The following is a 15,205-nucleotide window of genomic DNA, read 5'->3' as shown; positions in this document are numbered from 1 at the left end:
GCTTCCGCCGAGTGGCAGCCGGCCGCCTGACCAGCGGCGCCACCCCTCCCGAAAGGGCAGCTCATGGAGCAGTACGAGCCCGACCGCCTGTCGGCGGCGCAACTCGCCGCGATGCGGCGCAGCCTCACCAGTGGGCGGGGCGCCCTCACCCGCCGCTCACTGTTGCGCGCCTCCGGGATCGGCGCGCTCACCCTCGGCGGTCTGGCCTCCCTGTCCGCCTGTGGTATCCCGCCCGCCAAACGCGCGGGTGACACCGTCGCCTCCGACGACCGCTCGGTGCAGGAGAAGGAGATCAACTTCTCCAACTGGACCGAGTACATGGACACCAGCGAGGACGAGAAGACCCACCCCACGCTGGAGGAGTTCACCAAGCGCACCGGGATCAAGGTCAAGTACACCGAGGACATCAACGACAACGTCGAGTTCTTCGGCAAGGTCCGCCCGCAGCTGGCGGCCGGCCAGGACACCGGCCGCGACCTGATCGTCGTCACCGACTGGCTCGCCGCCCGCATCATCCGGCTCGGCTGGGCGCAGAAGCTGGACCCCTCCCACCTCCCGCACGCCTACGCCAACCTGATCCCGCAGTTCCGCAACCCCGACTGGGACCCGGGCCGGTCGTACAGCTACCCCTGGACCGGCATCGACACCGTCATCGCCTACAACGCGAAGGCGACCGACGGCAAGAAGGTCGACTCCGTCACACAGCTGCTCGACGACCCCTCCCTCAAGGGCCGCGTCGGCTTCCTCACCGAGATGCGCGACAGCGTCGGTATGACCCTGCTCGACCAGGGCAAGGACCCGGCGAACTTCACCACCGCCGACTACGACGCGGCCATCGGCCGGCTCCAGAAGGGCGTGGATACCAAGCAGATCCGCCGCTTCACGGGCAACGACTACACGTCGGACCTCGACAAGGGCGACCTCGCCGCCTGCCTGGCCTGGGCCGGCGACATCATCCAGCTCCAAGCCGGCAACCCGGACATCAAGTACGCGATCCCGGCGCCCGGTTACATCACCTCCAGCGACAACCTGCTGGTCCCCGCCCACGCCGGGCACAAGGCCAACGCCGAGAAGCTCATCGACTTCTACTACGAGCCGCCGATCGCTGCCCAGCTGGCCGCGTTCATCAGCTACGTCTGCCCGGTCGAGGGCGTCAGGGAAGACCTTGCGAAGATCGACCCCGAGCTCGCGGACAACCCCTTGATCATTCCGGACAAGGCGATGGCGGCCAAGGCCCACGCCTTCCGCTCCCTCACCAGTGAGGAAGAGACCGCGTACGAAGAGAAGTTCGCCAAGCTCATCGGAGCCTGACGAACCCCCTCCCGTGCCGGCACCCGCGCCCCGCACCCTTCCGACGACACCACCACCGAAGGCCGCGACCCATGACTGACAAGACCGCGGGCGGCGACGTCCGCCTCGCCGGGATCAGCAAGCACTACGGCTCGTTCACCGCCGTGCACCCGCTGGATCTCACCATCCCCCAGGGCTCCTTCTTCGCCCTGCTCGGCGCCTCGGGCTGCGGGAAGACCACCACCCTGCGCATGATCGCCGGGCTGGAGGAGCCCTCCACCGGTACGGTCCACCTCGGGGACCGGGAGGTCACACAGCTGCCGCCGTACAAGCGCCCCGTCAACACGGTGTTCCAGAGCTATGCGCTGTTCCCGCACCTGAACATCTACGAGAACGTGGCCTTCGGACTGCGCCGCCGCGGCTTCAAGTCCGTCAAGAAGCAGGTCGAGGACATGCTCGAGCTGGTCGAGCTGGGCCAGTTCGCCCAGCGCAAGCCGCACCAGCTGTCCGGCGGCCAGCAGCAGCGCGTGGCCGTTGCCCGCGCGCTCATCAACCACCCGCAGGTGCTGCTCCTCGACGAGCCCCTCGGCGCCCTCGACCTCAAGCTGCGCCGCCAGATGCAGCTGGAGCTCAAGCGGATCCAGACCGAGGTAGGCATCACCTTCGTGCACGTCACGCACGACCAGGAGGAGGCCATGACCATGGCCGACACGGTCGCCGTGATGAACGGCGGCCGTGTCGAGCAGCTGGGCGCCCCCGCCGAGCTGTACGAGAACCCGAAGACCACGTTCGTCGCCAACTTCCTCGGCACCTCGAACCTCATCGAGGCCGAGGTCCTGGAGGCCGGCGGCGCCGACGTGATGGTCAGCTCGGCGGGAACGAAGCTGCGGCTGCCCGCGGCCCGGTGTTCGACGAGCCCCAAGGCCGGCGGAAGGCTGCTCGTCGGGGTGCGTCCCGAGAAGATATCCCTGGTCCACGCGGACGAGGAGGACTCCGTCGCGGCCGGCCGCAACAAGGTCCGCGGCACGATAGCCGCCTCCTCCTTCATCGGCGTCTCCACCCAGTACGTCATCGACAGCCAGGTCTGCCCCGAGCTGGAGGTGTACGTCCAGAACATCGAGCGGGACGCGCGCCTCGCCCCCGGCGCCGAGGTCGTCCTGCACTGGAACCCGGAGCACACCTTCGGCCTCGACGCGGCCCAGTCCATGCTTGCGGGGACGATGGGCGACGCGGGCATCGAGACGGTCGAGGAGGGCGCATGACCGCCACCGCCGCGCCGCCGGAGGCCGAAGCCACCACCGAACCCCCGGTCCACAGGCCGTCGCTGCGCAAGCGGCTGGTCCCGTACTGGTTGCTGCTCCCCGGCATCCTGTGGCTGCTGGTCTTCTTCGTCCTGCCGATGATCTACCAGGCCTCCACGTCGGTGCAGACGGGCTCCCTCGAAGAGGGCTTCCAGGTCACCTGGCACTTCCAGACGTACTGGGACGCCCTCACCGAGTACTACCCGCAGTTCCTGCGCTCCCTGCTGTACGCCGGCACCGCGACCGTCCTGTGCCTGCTGCTCGGGTACCCGCTGGCCTACCTGATCGCGTTCAAGGCGGGCCGCTGGCGCAACCTGCTGCTGGTGCTGGTCATCGCACCGTTCTTCACCAGCTTCCTGATCCGCACGCTCGCCTGGAAGACGATCCTGGCCGACGGCGGCCCGGTGGTGGACCTCCTCAACACCCTGCACGTCCTGGACGTCACCAGCTGGCTCGGGATGACCGAGGGGGAGCGGGTGCTCGCCACGCCGCTCGCCGTCGTCTGCGGTCTGACGTACAACTTCCTGCCCTTCATGATCCTTCCGCTCTACACCTCCCTGGAGCGGATCGACACCCGCCTCCACGAGGCGGCGGGGGACCTGTACGCCCGCCCCGCCACCACCTTCCGGAAGGTGACCTTCCCCCTCTCCATGCCGGGCGTGGTCTCCGGGACCCTGCTCACCTTCATCCCGGCGAGCGGCGACTACGTGAACGCCGAGCTGCTCGGCTCCACGGACACCCGGATGATCGGCAACGTCATCCAGTCGCAGTACCTGCGCATCCTCGATTACCCGACGGCCGCCGCGCTGTCGTTCATCCTCATGGCCATCGTGCTGATCATGGTCACCATCTACATCCGCCGAGCGGGGACGGAGGACCTGGTCTGATGCGTTGGCTCCGGCGCAATCTCGTCGTCATCTTCGGACTCGGCACGCTCGCGTACTTGATCCTGCCGAACGTCGTCGTGACGGTCTTCTCCTTCAACAACCCCGTCGGGCGGTTCAACTACGCCTGGCAGGAGTTCTCACTGGACGCCTGGAAGGACCCCTGTGGGGTCGCCGACCTGTGCGGCTCCCTGTCCCTGTCGCTCCAGATCGCCGTGTGGGCCACCGTCGTCGCGACCGTCCTCGGTACGGCCATCGCCTTCGCGCTCGTCCGCTACCGCTTCCGGGCGCGCGGCGCGGTCAACTCGCTGATCTTCATGCCCATGGCCATGCCCGAGATCGTGATGGCGGCCTCGCTGCTCGCGCTCTTCCTGAACATGGGCATCCAGCTGGGCTTCTGGACGATCCTGATCGCCCACATCATGTTCTGCCTCAGCTTCGTCGTCGCTGCCGTCAAGGCGCGCGTCCTGTCGATGGACCCGCGGCTGGAGGAAGCCGCCCGCGACCTCTACGCGGGCCCGGTGCAGACCTTCGTACGGGTCACCCTGCCGATCGCGGCACCCGGTATCGCCGCAGGCGCGCTGCTCTCCTTCGCGCTCTCGTTCGACGACTTCATCATCACCAACTTCAACTCGGGCAACACCGTCACCTTCCCCATGTTCGTGTGGGGATCGGCCCAGCGCGGTACGCCTGTCCAGATCAACGTCATCGGCACGGCGATGTTCGTCATCGCGGTGCTGGTGGTGCTCGCCGGCCAGATGGTCGGGAACCGCCGCAAGAACGCACAGCCCAAGTAACTCTGTAGGGAGTTGGAAGCCATGGCCCCAGTCGCCATGCGAAGTGTTGCTCGATCGCTTTCAGAAGCACTGCCGGTCTCGTACTGGCTGGACGACCCCGGCAAGCCCGCCGCACAGCCGGCGCTGACCTCGGACGAGGCCTGCGACCTGCTCGTCATCGGCGGCGGGTACAGCGGACTGTGGACCGCGCTGATCGCCAAGGAGCGCGACCCCGCCCGGGACGTCGTCCTGATCGAGTCGAAGGAGGCGGGCTGGGCCGCCTCCGGACGCAACGGAGGCTTCTGCGCCGCCTCCCTCACGCACGGCCTCGCCAACGGCATGGCCCGCTGGCCGGGCGAGCTCGCCAAGCTGGAGGAGCTGGGCGCCCGCAACCTCGACGAGATCGAGGCGGCCATCGCCCGCTACTGCATCGACTGCGACTTCGAGCGCACCGGCGAGATCGACGTGGCCACCGAGCCCCACCAGGTCGAGGAGCTGCGCGAGCTGTACGAGGAGGCCGGGAAGCTGGGCCTCGCGGGCGGCTCGCGCTGGCTGGACCGCGAGGAGCTGCGCGCCGAGGTCGACTCGCCGACGTTCCTCGCGGGCCTGTGGGACACCGACGGCGTCGCCATGCTCAACCCCGCCAAGCTCGCCTGGGGCCTGAAGGAGGCCTGCCTGTCGCTGGGTGTGCGGATCTACGAGAACACCCGCGGGCTGTCGCTGGCCTCCTCGGGCGCCGGGATGTCCGTGCGCACCCCGTACGGGCGGATCTATGCGCGGCGGGTGGCGCTGGGCACGAACATCTTCCCGTCCCTGGTCAAGCGGATCCGCCCGTTCACGGTCCCGGTCTACGACTATGCGCTGATGACCGAACCGCTGAGCGCCGAACAGCTCAAGGCCATCGGCTGGCACAACCGCCAGGGCCTGGGCGACAGCGCCAACCAGTTCCACTACTTCCGCATCACCCCGGAGAACCGCATCCTGTGGGGCGGCTACGACGCCATCTACCCCTACCGCGGCAAGCTCGACTCCGAGTACGACCACCGCCCCGAGACGTACCTGAAGCTCGCGCAGCACTTCTTCAGCGCGTTCCCGCAGCTGGAGGGCATCAAGTTCAGCCACGCCTGGGGCGGGGCCATCGACACCTGCTCCCGCTTCTCCGCCTTCTTCGGCACCGCGCACGGCGGCAAGGTCGCCTACGCGGCCGGTTACACCGGGCTCGGCGTCGGCGCCACCCGCTTCGGCGCCGACGTGATGCTGGACCTGCTGAACGGGGCCCGCACCGAGCGGACCGAGTTGGAGATGGTGAAGTCCCGGCCGATGCCGTTCCCGCCGGAGCCCTTCGCGTGGACCGGGATCACCCTCACCAAGTGGTCTCTGGCCCGGGCGGACGCCCGTGGCGGGCGCCGCAACCTGTGGCTGAAGGCCCTGGACAAGCTCGGCCTCGGCTTCGACAGCTGACCGGGGCCATGACCGCACGATTCCCCGTACGCCCCCGGCGCGCGCCGCGGTTCATGCCGTGAGCCGCTTCACCACCACGGGGTGACGAAACCCGCGTCATGGCAGGGCCCGGCCCCGCTCTCTCCCGGTGAGGACACCTCACCCCAGAGAACGGAGGCCGGGCGATGCAGGGCTCGGAGATCAGGACCGCGGTGGAATGGCTCGTGTCGGTGGCGCCGGACCCCGAAGCCTGCCGGTGGGAGTGGGAGCGCAACCCCCTCGGGGTCGCCCTGCTGCCCGCCGGCCGGCAGTGGGACGTGCTGATCCTGCCCGGCGAGCTGGGACAGGCCGCCCTCGACGTCCTGACGCATTTCCTCCACCGGCCCGGCCCGGTGCTCGCCGATTTCGCCGACTCGCGGCTGGGCTTCTTCGTGCCCCAGGGTACGGCGTCCCGCTGGATCGCCACCGGCGTACGGGGAGCCGGGCGCGGGACCTGGATCGTGGTCCCGTACCCCGGCCGGAACGCGGGCGGGGTGCGCTGGCTGGTGGTCCCGGACGGCCGCGGGACGCTCACCGATCCGGTGCTGCTGGAGCTCGCGATGCACGAGGCCGCGGCCCGGGCGGTGGGGGAGGAGAGCCGGAAGCCTTGACAAGGACATTGGTCTGGACCATGTTGGGCGCCGCTGCCGCATCATCGGCGGCCTGGCTCCATCCCCCCCATGTTCCGGAGGCAGTTGTGCGCAGACCCCCGACCAGAATCACCGCCTGGTTCACCGCGGCCACCCTCGCGGTGGCCGGCTTCCTCGCCGCGGGCCAGCCGGCCGCCGCGGCCGACGCCGACCTTGCCCGCAACGGCGGCTTCGAAGCCGGACTCGACGGCTGGAGCTGCTCGGCCGGCAGCGGAGCCGTCGTCACCAACCCCGTCCACGGCGGCAGTTCCGCCCTCAAGGCCACCCCGGCCGGCCAGGACAACGCCCGCTGCTCCCAGACCGTCACCGTCAAGCCCGATTCGACGTACACGCTCGGCGCCTGGGTGCAGGGCGCGTACATCTACCTCGGCGCGGCCGGGACCGGCACCACCGACGTGTCCGCCTGGACGCAGACCCCGGGCGCCTGGAAGCAGCTGAGCACGACGTTCCGCACGGGCGCGGCCACCACCTCCGTGACGATCTACACGCACGGCTGGTACGGCCAGCCGGCCCACCTCACGGACGACGTCACGCTCGTCGGCCCGGACCCGGGCGGCTCCGGACCCGGCCAGCCCCAGCCCCCGGCCGCCCCCACCGGCCTGACCGCATCCGGCGCCACCGCGAGCAGCATCGACCTCTCCTGGGCGGCCGCATCCGGCGCCACCTCGTACAAGCTCCACCGGGACGGCGCCGCGCCCGTGAGCGTCACCGGAACCTCGGCGACGGTCACCGGACTCGCCGCGTCCACCTCGTACACCTTCCAGGTCAGCGCAGTGAACGCGGCCGGCGAGTCCGCCAAGAGCGCCCCCGTCCCGGCCTCCACGACGAGCGGCGGCGGCAACCCGGGCAACCCCGGCCTGCCGGCCCCCGCCCTGGTCGGGTACCTCCACGCGAGCTTCGCCAACGGCTCCGGCTACGTCCGGATGGCCGACGTCCCCGCCTCCTGGGACGTCATCAACCTCGCGTTCGGCGAACCGACGTCGGTGACCTCGGGGGACATCCGCTTCTCGCTCTGCCCGGTCAGCGAGTGCCCGAACGTGGAATCCGCGGCCGAGTTCAAGACGGCCATCAAGGCCAAGCAGGCGGCCGGCAAGAAGGTCCTGATCTCGATCGGCGGCCAGAACGGCCAGGTCCAGCTCGCCACCACGGCCGCCCGCGACACCTTCGTGTCCTCCGTCAGCAAGATCATCGACGAGTATGGGCTCAACGGGCTCGACATCGACTTCGAGGGCCACTCGCTCTCCCTGGCGACGGGCGACACCGATTTCCGCGCCCCCACCACCCCGGTGATCGTCAACCTGATCTCGGCCGTCAGGACGCTGAAGGCCAAGTACGGCCCGGACTTCGTCCTGACCATGGCCCCAGAGACCTTCTTCGTCCAGCTCGGCTACCAGTACTACGGCTCCGGCCCCTGGGGCGGCCAGGACCCGCGCGCCGGCGCCTACCTCCCGGTCATCCACGCCCTGCGCGACGACCTCGCCCTGCTCCACGTCCAGGACTACAACTCGGGCTCGATCATGGGCCTCGACAACCAGTACCACTCCATGGGCGGGGCCGACTTCCACATCGCCATGACCGACATGCTGCTCACCGGGTTCCCGGTCGCGGGCGACACCGCGCGCGTCTTCCCGCCGCTGCGCCCGGACCAGGTGGCGATAGGCCTCCCGGCCACGACGAACGCGGGCAACGGCCACAGCTCGCCCGCCGAGGTGAACAAGGCGCTGGACTGCCTGACGAAGAAGACCAACTGCGGCACCTACGCGACACACGGCACCTGGCCCGCCCTGCGCGGCCTGATGACCTGGTCGATCAACTGGGACCGCTTCGGCGGCCGGGAGTTCTCGAAGAACTTCGACGCCTACTTCGGCGGCTGACCCGCCGTCGGTGCCGGCCGGTCCGCCGCCCTCCGGGGCGGCTGGCCGGCTAGTCGTCGTGCTCCCCGAACTCCTCCGCGAACACCCGAGCGTGCAGGGCCGTCAGCGAGGCCTCGACGCTGCCCTCGTAGTCCGTCACGTAGACCCAGTCGCTCGCACCCATGGCGCGCCCCCGCTCTCAGCTGTGGTGAAGAAGCCCAAGATCGGGCGTCAGCCTAGACCCGGGGTCCGACAGCGCGGCGTACGGCGTGGGCGACGGCCAGCAGCAGGGGCGTACACAGGAAGCAGCTGGCCAGCACGTCCAGGGGCCAGTGCCAGCCGCGCAGGATCAGCCCGGTGACCGTGGCGGCCGTCAGGAGGAGGGCGGCGGCCATCGGCCACGCGCGGCGGGTGTGCGGGCCGATCAGCAGCGCCGCGCCGATGTAGGCGACGGCCGAGGTGGCGGTGTGCCCCGAGGGGTAGTAGCCCGCGGCCCAGGGCTCCAGGGGTCCCGGACGGGCGGTCCACTCCTTCAGCGGCACGACCACGGCCGGGACCAGGGCCATCGCCAGGCCTGCGGTCAGGGCCGGGGCCCAGGCGCGGGAGCGACGGACGGAGTACGCCATCGCCAGCACCAGGACCGGCACGGCGACCGGGACGTTGCCGAGGTCGGAGAGGCGCTCGGTGACGGAGTCGGGGACCGTGCGGACCAGGGCGCGGCTGAGGCGCTCGTCCGGCGTGAGCAGCGGACCGGAGACCAGGACCTGCCAGGTCGTCAGGACGAGTCCCAGCAGGGAGAGAAGGAGGAAAATGGCCGGCCGTCCCGGAACAGGGGGGATGGTTCCGGGACGGCCGCCCGGATCGGGTTGCCGAGCGCCCCGGGGGGTTTGGGGCGAACGGCCGTCCGATCGGTGAGGAGTGTGCGCGAACGCAGGCCCAGTGCGGCGCTGGGGAAGCCCGGTACTGGTGTCGCCCCCGGTTTCCCGGGAGCGGGGTGTCTCACTCATCTGCAGAAACCGTACGGCAGCGGAAAGGGGACCGACAGCAGGATCGCGCTCCTGCCATCGGCCCCCCACATCTTCTTCACAGGCTCCGCCCGTTACCGGGGGTACCGGCGGGCTCCTGTGTTCGGAGGGTCGCTCAGACGTCCGTGCCGATGGCCGCGAACGCAGCCTCGATGAGGTCCAGGCCCTCGTTCAGCAGGTCCTCGCCGATGACGATCGGGGGGAGGAAGCGGAGTACGTTGCCGTAGGTGCCACAGGTGAGGACGAGCAGGCCCTCGGCGTGGCAGGCCTTGGCGAGCGCGCCGGCCGCCTCCGGGAACGGGGTCTTGGAGACCGGGTCCTTGACCAGCTCGATCGCGATCATGGCGCCGCGGCCGCGGATGTCGCCGATGATGTCGTACTTCTCCTGCATGGCCGTCAGGCGGGCCTTCATGACGGACTCGATCTTCTTCGCCGCGGCGTTGAGGTCGAGCTCCTTCATGGTCTCGATGGAGCCGAGCGCACCGGCGCAGGCCACCGGGTTGCCGCCGTAGGTGCCGCCCAGGCCACCCGCGTGCGCGGCGTCCATGATCTCGGCGCGGCCGGTCACGGCAGCGAGCGGCAGACCGCCCGCGATGCCCTTGGCGGTGGTGATCAGGTCCGGGACGATGCCCTCGTCCTCGCACGCGAACCACTGGCCGGTGCGGCAGAAGCCGGACTGGATCTCGTCGGCGACGAAGACGATGCCGTTGTCGTTGGCGAACTTCACGATCGCCGGGAGGAAGCCCTTGGCCGGCTCGATGAAGCCGCCCTCGCCGAGGAGCGGCTCGATGATGATCGCGGCGACGTTGTCGGCGCCGATCTGCTTGGTGATCTGGTCGATCGCCTGGGCGGCGGCCTCGGGGCCGCAGTTCTCGGCGCCGGTGGGCCAGCGGTAGCCGTAGGCGACCGGGACGCGGTAGACCTCGGGGGCGAACGGGCCGAAGCCGTTCTTGTACGGCATGTTCTTCGAGGTCAGCGCCATCGTCAGGTTCGTACGGCCGTGGTAGCCGTGGTCGAAGACGACGACGGCCTGGCGCTTGGTGTACGCACGGGCGATCTTGACGGCGTTCTCGACGGCCTCGGCACCGGAGTTGAACAGCGCCGACTTCTTCGCGTGGTTGCCCGGGGTCAGCTCGGCGAGGGCCTCGCAGACCTCGACGTAGCCCTCGTACGGCGTGACCATGAAACAGGTGTGGGTGAAGTCCGCGAGCTGAGCGGAGGCGCGGCGCACGACGGCCTCGGCGGAGGCGCCGACGGAGGTCACGGCGATGCCGGAACCGAAGTCGATCAGGCGGTTGCCGTCGACGTCCTCGATGATGCCGCCGCCCGCGCGGGCCGTGAAGACGGGGAGCACGGAGCCCACGCCGCCGGCGACCGTCTCGAGACGGCGGGCCTGCAGCTCCTGCGACTTGGGGCCGGGGATCGCGGTGACGATGCGGCGCTCCTGCGGGACAGCGGTCATAGAGGGCTCCTGGGGGGTGTTTTCGGACGCACTTGTGTCTTTGTCCGCAGGCTAGGCCCGGGGGAGGGGGTACGGCATGCTCCGTTCGGGAGTGGTGCCCGCGTGTCCTTGTCCGTGACGGCCATAGGAAGGACATGCCGCATGTCTTGTGGACGCTGCGGCAGTACAGGCCGGTACGGGCCCATCGCCGCCTCCGGGCAACTACATTGAGCGACGCAGCGCAGGCACGGGCAGGGGGCAGGGGTTTCATGGACACCGACGGCACGTACGGCCACAGCCAGCGCGGGCCCGGTGGTCCGCCGCACGGAGCGGCTGCCGGAGGCCACGTGCCCCGCCCCGCCGGACCGCCGCCCGTACTGCCGCCACGACCGGCCAAGGCCCCGCCGCCACCCGCCTATGCACCCGGCGCGACGGCTGAGGGCCCGATGCCGGACCGGTCCCCCTTCACCGCCTGGCTGCGTGCTCCCCGCCCGGCGGCGGAGCCGGGCATTTGGCGTTACGCCTACACCCCGGCAGAGCCGAAGCCCACCGGCTCCAACCGGTCCGTGCTGACCCGGGTCGTCGTCGCCTTCCTCGTCTACTTCGTCTGCTGGCGGCTCTTCGTTGCCGGAGAGCTCCCCTTCCTGGGGGCTCCCCTCTATTTCTTCACCCCCGCTGGATGGTGGACCGACGGCCTCACGCGCGCGCCGGTCGACCACCGCGGCATGGCAGCCCTGGAGCTCTACGAGCTGCTGGGCACCGTGGGCATGTTCCTCGGCTTCGCCAGGATCGGCGGGTGGCGAGCCGCCTTCGACCGACTGGTCGCTGCCCGGGGGCCTTGGTACCGGGCGCTGGGGGCGGCGGCCGCCGCCTTCGTCGTGGTGCTGCTGATCGAGAACAAGACGCTGTCGGTCTATCCCTTGGCGTTTGCGCACCTGCCGTACGCGGAACTCGGCAGCACGGCCGCCTCGGTGATCACCTACGCCCTCTACGCCCTGATCTATCTCCCCGTCATCCTCGTCTTCGGCCGCCTTGGCGGCTGGGCCTCCCTGCCGGCGGGTTTCCTCTCTCCGGCCGCCCCTCCTGTGGCCGCCCCCGGCGGCCCGGGCGATCCGGGCGGCCCGGAGGATCCGGTCGGCTGGCCGCAATTGCGTGCCGCCGGGCTGGGGGAGTCCGCCGACCGGTTGGCCGCCGAAGCCGAAGCGGGCCGCATGAACGACGTCGACCTCGCGCGGATCCGCCGCGCCTGGGAGTCCGTAGTGGTGGACCCCTCGCGCCACACCGCCTTCGTCCAAGCCGTGCGGGCCAAGGGAGCCGCCGCCTGCGGCCACCCCTCGGGTGCGCGCGACCTGCCGCTGCGAACCGCCTCCCACGACCTGGCGGTTGCGCAGGTCCGTCTCGGCCGGGTCACCGACGCCGAGCCCAACCCGTACGAGCGGCGCGGGACCGGGTTCGCCGTGGACCCCGAGGTCCTCGGCACCTCGGTTCTCGCCGTCGGCCCTTCGGGCGCCGGAAAGACGAGCCTGCTGGTCCGGCCGGTCGTCGAGTCTCTGGCGCTCCAGGCCCTCGCCGGACAGGCGGCGGTGATCGCCGTCGGTGCCGCCGGAAGCCGGCTGGGGCCCGACGAGGCCTACGACATCGTGGTCCGTCCCGGCGACCCCGGGTCCGCCCATGACCTCGACCTCTACGGTGGCACCACCGACCCCGACGAGGCCGCCTCCCTCCTCGCCGACGCGCTCGTCGGTGACACGCCGGGGTTCGACGTACGCCGGGCTGCCACGGCCCTCGCCCAGCTCCTCGGCCCCTTCCGGGCCGCGTACGGCCGCTTTCCCACCGTTCCAGAGCTGCGGGCACTGCTCGACCAGCTGCCGGCCGCCCTCGCGGAACTGCGCCAAGAGCTGGAGAGCGCCGGGCACCGGACGATGCTGCGCGAGCTCGACGCCCGTGCCCGCCAGCACACCGCCCCCAGCGATCCGGGAGCGGCCCTCGCCGACCGTGTGGCGTTGCTCGACCGGCCCGCCTTCCACGGCTTCTTCGACAGCACCGGTACCGGTCGGCCCTTCTCCATGCGTGCCCTCGAACACCCGATCCGGGTCCGCGTCGACCTCCCGGAGCGCGGTCATCCCGACGCGTCACGGTTGTTGGCCCGGCTGCTCCTCGCGCAGTTCAACGCCTCCGCCACGGCCCGGGCCGACCGCTCCCTCTTCGCCTTCCTCGCCCTCGACGACGCTTCGCACACGCTCACCCCCGATGTCGTTCGCGGAGTACAGAGGCTTCGCACGGCGAACGCCGGAGTCCTGCTCGCGCTTCGCACCCTGGACGACGTACCCGAAACGCTCAGGACCCCGCTGCTCGGGGCGGTCGGCTGCCGGATGGCCTTCTCCGGGGTCACCACCTGGGACGGCAAGCGCTTCGCCGATGCCTGGGGCACCGAGCTGGTCGAGACGCGGGACGTCACGAGCCGGACGGTCTACGCCGATCAGCCCTTCACCCGGGCCCTGCACGCCGTGCGCAAGCTGATCACCGGGAAAGCGGTGACGACCGACGCGGTCACGGTGCGGCAGGTGGAGCGCGAGCGCTGGTCGGCCTCGGCCCTCGCCAACACCGTTCCGCCGGGGCATGCCGTGCTCTCGCTGACCTCGGTCCGCGGCGAGCGGGCGGCGCCGCTGCTGGTCCGGCTGGCCGCGACGGGCTGAGCCGACCCGTACGAGGTGGCAGAATCGAGGGAGTCGTTCATACGACAAGGCGAAATTCCGCGCCGCGCCCCTCCTTCCTCCTAAGGCCCCTGGTACCCGATGCCGCTCACCCTCGCCTCGCTCGTCCAGCACTCGGCGCTCAAGCTCAGCGTCCGGGCGGGGGAGAGCCGCCTGGACACCCCCGTCCGCTGGGCCCACGTCAGCGAGCTCGCCGACCCCGTCCCCTATATGGAGGGCGGGGAACTGCTCCTGATCACCGCGATGAAGCTGGACGCAGAGGATCCGCAGGAGATGCGCCGGTACGTACGCCGCCTCGCCGCGGCCGGGGTCGTCGGCATCGGCTTCGCCGTCGGCGTGAACTACGAGGCGGTCCCGGAGGCGCTGGTCGAGGCCGCGCGGGCCGAGGACCTGCCGCTGCTGGAGGTGCCGCGCCGGACCCCGTTCCTCGCGATCAGCAAGGCCGTCTCCGCGGCCCTCGCCGCGGACCAGTACCGCGCGGTGACCGCCGGCTTCGAGGCACAGCGGGAGCTGACGCGGGCCGCGCTGTCCGCCGACGGCCCCGCCGAGCTGCTGTCGAGGCTGGCGGCGCACGTGCACGGCTGGGCCGCCCTGTACGACACCTCGGGCGCGGTGGTCGCGGCCGCCCCGGAGTGGGCAGCCCGGCGCGCCGCCCGGCTGACCCCCGACGTGGAGCGGCTGCGGGAGCGGCCGGCGCCGGCGAGCGCGGTGGTGGGCGGCTCGGAGGACCGGGTCGAGCTCCAGTCGCTGGGGACCGGTCGGCGGGCCCGCGGCGCGCTCGCCGTCGGCACCGGGGCCCCGCTGGGCACGGCCGAGCGGTACGCCGTGCACTCGGCGGTGGCGCTGCTGACCCTGACCACGGAGCGGTCGAGGTCGCTGCACGATGCGGAGTCCCGGCTCGGGGCGGCGGTGCTGCGGATGCTGCTGGACGGGGAGGCCGAGCATGCGCGGGCGGTGGCCGGGGACCTGTACGGGGCCCTGCTGGAGGCGCCGTTCCGGCTGATCGTGGCGGAGCCGGCGCTGCCGGGGACGGCGCAGCCGGAGGGGCTGGCGTTGCTGGCCGATGCGGTGGAGTCGGCGGCAGCCCGTGCGGGGGAGGCGCTGCTGGTGGTGCCGGAGCCGGGGCGGCTGGTGGTGCTGGCGGCCGACGGGAGCTCGGCGGTGCAGGCGTGCGCGGACCACGCGGAGGCGCTGGAGTCGCGGCGCGGGCGGGAGGCGACGGGGCCGGAGCCGGACGAGCTGGTGGTCGGCCTGTCCGCCGCCGCGGTGCCTGCGGGGGTTTCCGCGGCCTTCAAGCAGGCCGAGCAGGCGCTGGCCGTGGCCCGGCGGCGGGGGCGGCCGATGGTGGAGCACGAGGACCTGGCGGCGGGGTCGGTGCTCCCGCTGCTTGCGGACGACGCGGTACGAGCCTTCGCGGACGGTACGTTGCGGGCGCTGCGCGAGCACGACGAGAAGGGGCGGGGGGATCTGGTGGCGTCCTTGCAGGCGTGGCTGTCGCGGCACGGGCAGTGGGATGCGGCGGCGGCCGACCTGGGCGTGCACCGGCATACGCTGCGGTACCGGATGCGGCGGGTGGAGGAGATCCTGGGCCGCTCCCTGGACGACCCGGACGTCCGCATGGAGCTGTGGCTCGCCCTCAAGGCCACCTCGCCTGCGGCGTAGCCATCGGGTTGCCGCTGCGCGGAGCCCGGGAAACGGAGCGACACTGACAAACCGGCGCGGCCGGTGCTCGGCATGCTCCACCCCGGATAAACGCCGAATCCCGGACGGAGTCCTACGGTGGAGGGGACAA

11 protein-coding genes are annotated in these 15,205 nt (G+C 71.2%); 9 read left to right on the top strand and 2 right to left on the bottom strand.

The genetic code is table 11. From position 1 onward, the window contains the following. Positions 1 to 63: 63 nt before the first annotated feature. From AB0M76_RS34990 to AB0M76_RS34960, 7 genes are all read left to right on the top strand, one after another. On the top strand, positions 64 to 1,311 hold the full coding sequence (locus tag AB0M76_RS34990; protein ID WP_365956792.1) for a spermidine/putrescine ABC transporter substrate-binding protein: 1,248 nt from the start codon (positions 64 to 66) through the stop codon (positions 1,309 to 1,311). A 71-nt stretch (positions 1,312 to 1,382) separates the two neighbouring features. Beyond that, positions 1,383 to 2,552 (top strand): ABC transporter ATP-binding protein, encoded by a 1,170-nt coding sequence (locus AB0M76_RS34985; RefSeq protein WP_365956791.1) that lies wholly within the window; start codon positions 1,383 to 1,385, stop codon positions 2,550 to 2,552. Next, positions 2,549 to 3,478 (top strand): ABC transporter permease, encoded by a 930-nt coding sequence (locus tag AB0M76_RS34980; RefSeq protein ID WP_365956790.1) that lies wholly within the window; start codon positions 2,549 to 2,551, stop codon positions 3,476 to 3,478. Before AB0M76_RS34985 ends, AB0M76_RS34980 begins: the two co-directional genes overlap by 4 nt. Continuing rightward, a complete protein-coding gene (locus AB0M76_RS34975; protein WP_266663230.1) occupies positions 3,478 to 4,272 on the top strand; it encodes an ABC transporter permease in 795 nt (264 codons plus the stop codon). The genes AB0M76_RS34980 and AB0M76_RS34975 overlap by 1 nt, the downstream gene beginning before the upstream one ends. A gap of 21 nt (positions 4,273 to 4,293) precedes the next feature. Then, positions 4,294 to 5,712, top strand: coding sequence for an FAD-dependent oxidoreductase (locus AB0M76_RS34970; RefSeq protein ID WP_365956789.1), 1,419 nt, complete (start codon positions 4,294 to 4,296; stop codon positions 5,710 to 5,712). A gap of 164 nt (positions 5,713 to 5,876) precedes the next feature. Continuing rightward, on the top strand, positions 5,877 to 6,341 hold the full coding sequence (locus AB0M76_RS34965; protein ID WP_365956788.1) for a hypothetical protein: 465 nt from the start codon (positions 5,877 to 5,879) through the stop codon (positions 6,339 to 6,341). An 86-nt stretch (positions 6,342 to 6,427) separates the two neighbouring features. Then, a complete protein-coding gene (locus AB0M76_RS34960; protein ID WP_365956787.1) occupies positions 6,428 to 8,254 on the top strand; it encodes a glycoside hydrolase family 18 protein in 1,827 nt (608 codons plus the stop codon). 215 nt (positions 8,255 to 8,469) lie between these two features. Here the strand turns inward: AB0M76_RS34960 and AB0M76_RS34955 are convergent, their stop codons facing one another. After that, positions 8,470 to 9,240: a phosphatase PAP2 family protein gene (locus tag AB0M76_RS34955; RefSeq protein ID WP_365956786.1), complete on the bottom strand. Its 771-nt coding sequence runs from the start codon at positions 9,238 to 9,240 to the stop codon at positions 8,470 to 8,472. Positions 9,241 to 9,373: 133 nt separating this feature from the next. Further along, on the bottom strand, positions 9,374 to 10,720 hold the full coding sequence (gene gabT, locus AB0M76_RS34950) for a 4-aminobutyrate--2-oxoglutarate transaminase (protein WP_365956785.1): 1,347 nt from the start codon (positions 10,718 to 10,720) through the stop codon (positions 9,374 to 9,376). A 248-nt stretch (positions 10,721 to 10,968) separates the two neighbouring features. Between gabT and AB0M76_RS34945 the strand changes: the two genes are divergently transcribed. After that, on the top strand, positions 10,969 to 13,395 hold the full coding sequence (locus AB0M76_RS34945; RefSeq protein ID WP_365956784.1) for an ATP/GTP-binding protein: 2,427 nt from the start codon (positions 10,969 to 10,971) through the stop codon (positions 13,393 to 13,395). 99 nt (positions 13,396 to 13,494) lie between these two features. Further along, a complete protein-coding gene (locus AB0M76_RS34940) occupies positions 13,495 to 15,075 on the top strand; it encodes a PucR family transcriptional regulator (protein WP_365956783.1) in 1,581 nt (526 codons plus the stop codon). Positions 15,076 to 15,205 lie beyond the last annotated feature (130 nt).

The sequence above is a fragment of the Streptomyces sp. NPDC051364 genome (assembly GCF_040682115.1).
In the GTDB taxonomy this organism is placed as follows: Bacteria; Actinomycetota; Actinomycetes; order Streptomycetales; family Streptomycetaceae; genus Streptomyces.
Note: the sequence above shows the minus strand (reverse complement) of the source record. Positions and strands in the feature narration are given on the sequence as shown.

What these genes read in the sequence shown, in the direction of transcription:
- AB0M76_RS34990 (WP_365956792.1), top strand. Translation starts at nt 64, where the DNA reads ATGGAGCAGTACGAGCCCGACCGCCTGTCGGCGGCGCAACTCGCCGCG.
- gabT (WP_365956785.1), bottom strand. Translation starts at nt 10,720, where the DNA reads ATGACCGCTGTCCCGCAGGAGCGCCGCATCGTCACCGCGATCCCCGGC.
- AB0M76_RS34985 (WP_365956791.1), top strand. Translation starts at nt 1,383, where the DNA reads ATGACTGACAAGACCGCGGGCGGCGACGTCCGCCTCGCCGGGATCAGC.
- AB0M76_RS34965 (WP_365956788.1), top strand. Translation starts at nt 5,877, where the DNA reads ATGCAGGGCTCGGAGATCAGGACCGCGGTGGAATGGCTCGTGTCGGTG.
- AB0M76_RS34955 (WP_365956786.1), bottom strand. Translation starts at nt 9,240, where the DNA reads ATGAGTGAGACACCCCGCTCCCGGGAAACCGGGGGCGACACCAGTACC.
- AB0M76_RS34970 (WP_365956789.1), top strand. Translation starts at nt 4,294, where the DNA reads ATGGCCCCAGTCGCCATGCGAAGTGTTGCTCGATCGCTTTCAGAAGCA.
- AB0M76_RS34940 (WP_365956783.1), top strand. Translation starts at nt 13,495, where the DNA reads ATGCCGCTCACCCTCGCCTCGCTCGTCCAGCACTCGGCGCTCAAGCTC.
- AB0M76_RS34945 (WP_365956784.1), top strand. Translation starts at nt 10,969, where the DNA reads ATGGACACCGACGGCACGTACGGCCACAGCCAGCGCGGGCCCGGTGGT.
- AB0M76_RS34980 (WP_365956790.1), top strand. Translation starts at nt 2,549, where the DNA reads ATGACCGCCACCGCCGCGCCGCCGGAGGCCGAAGCCACCACCGAACCC.
- AB0M76_RS34975 (WP_266663230.1), top strand. Translation starts at nt 3,478, where the DNA reads ATGCGTTGGCTCCGGCGCAATCTCGTCGTCATCTTCGGACTCGGCACG.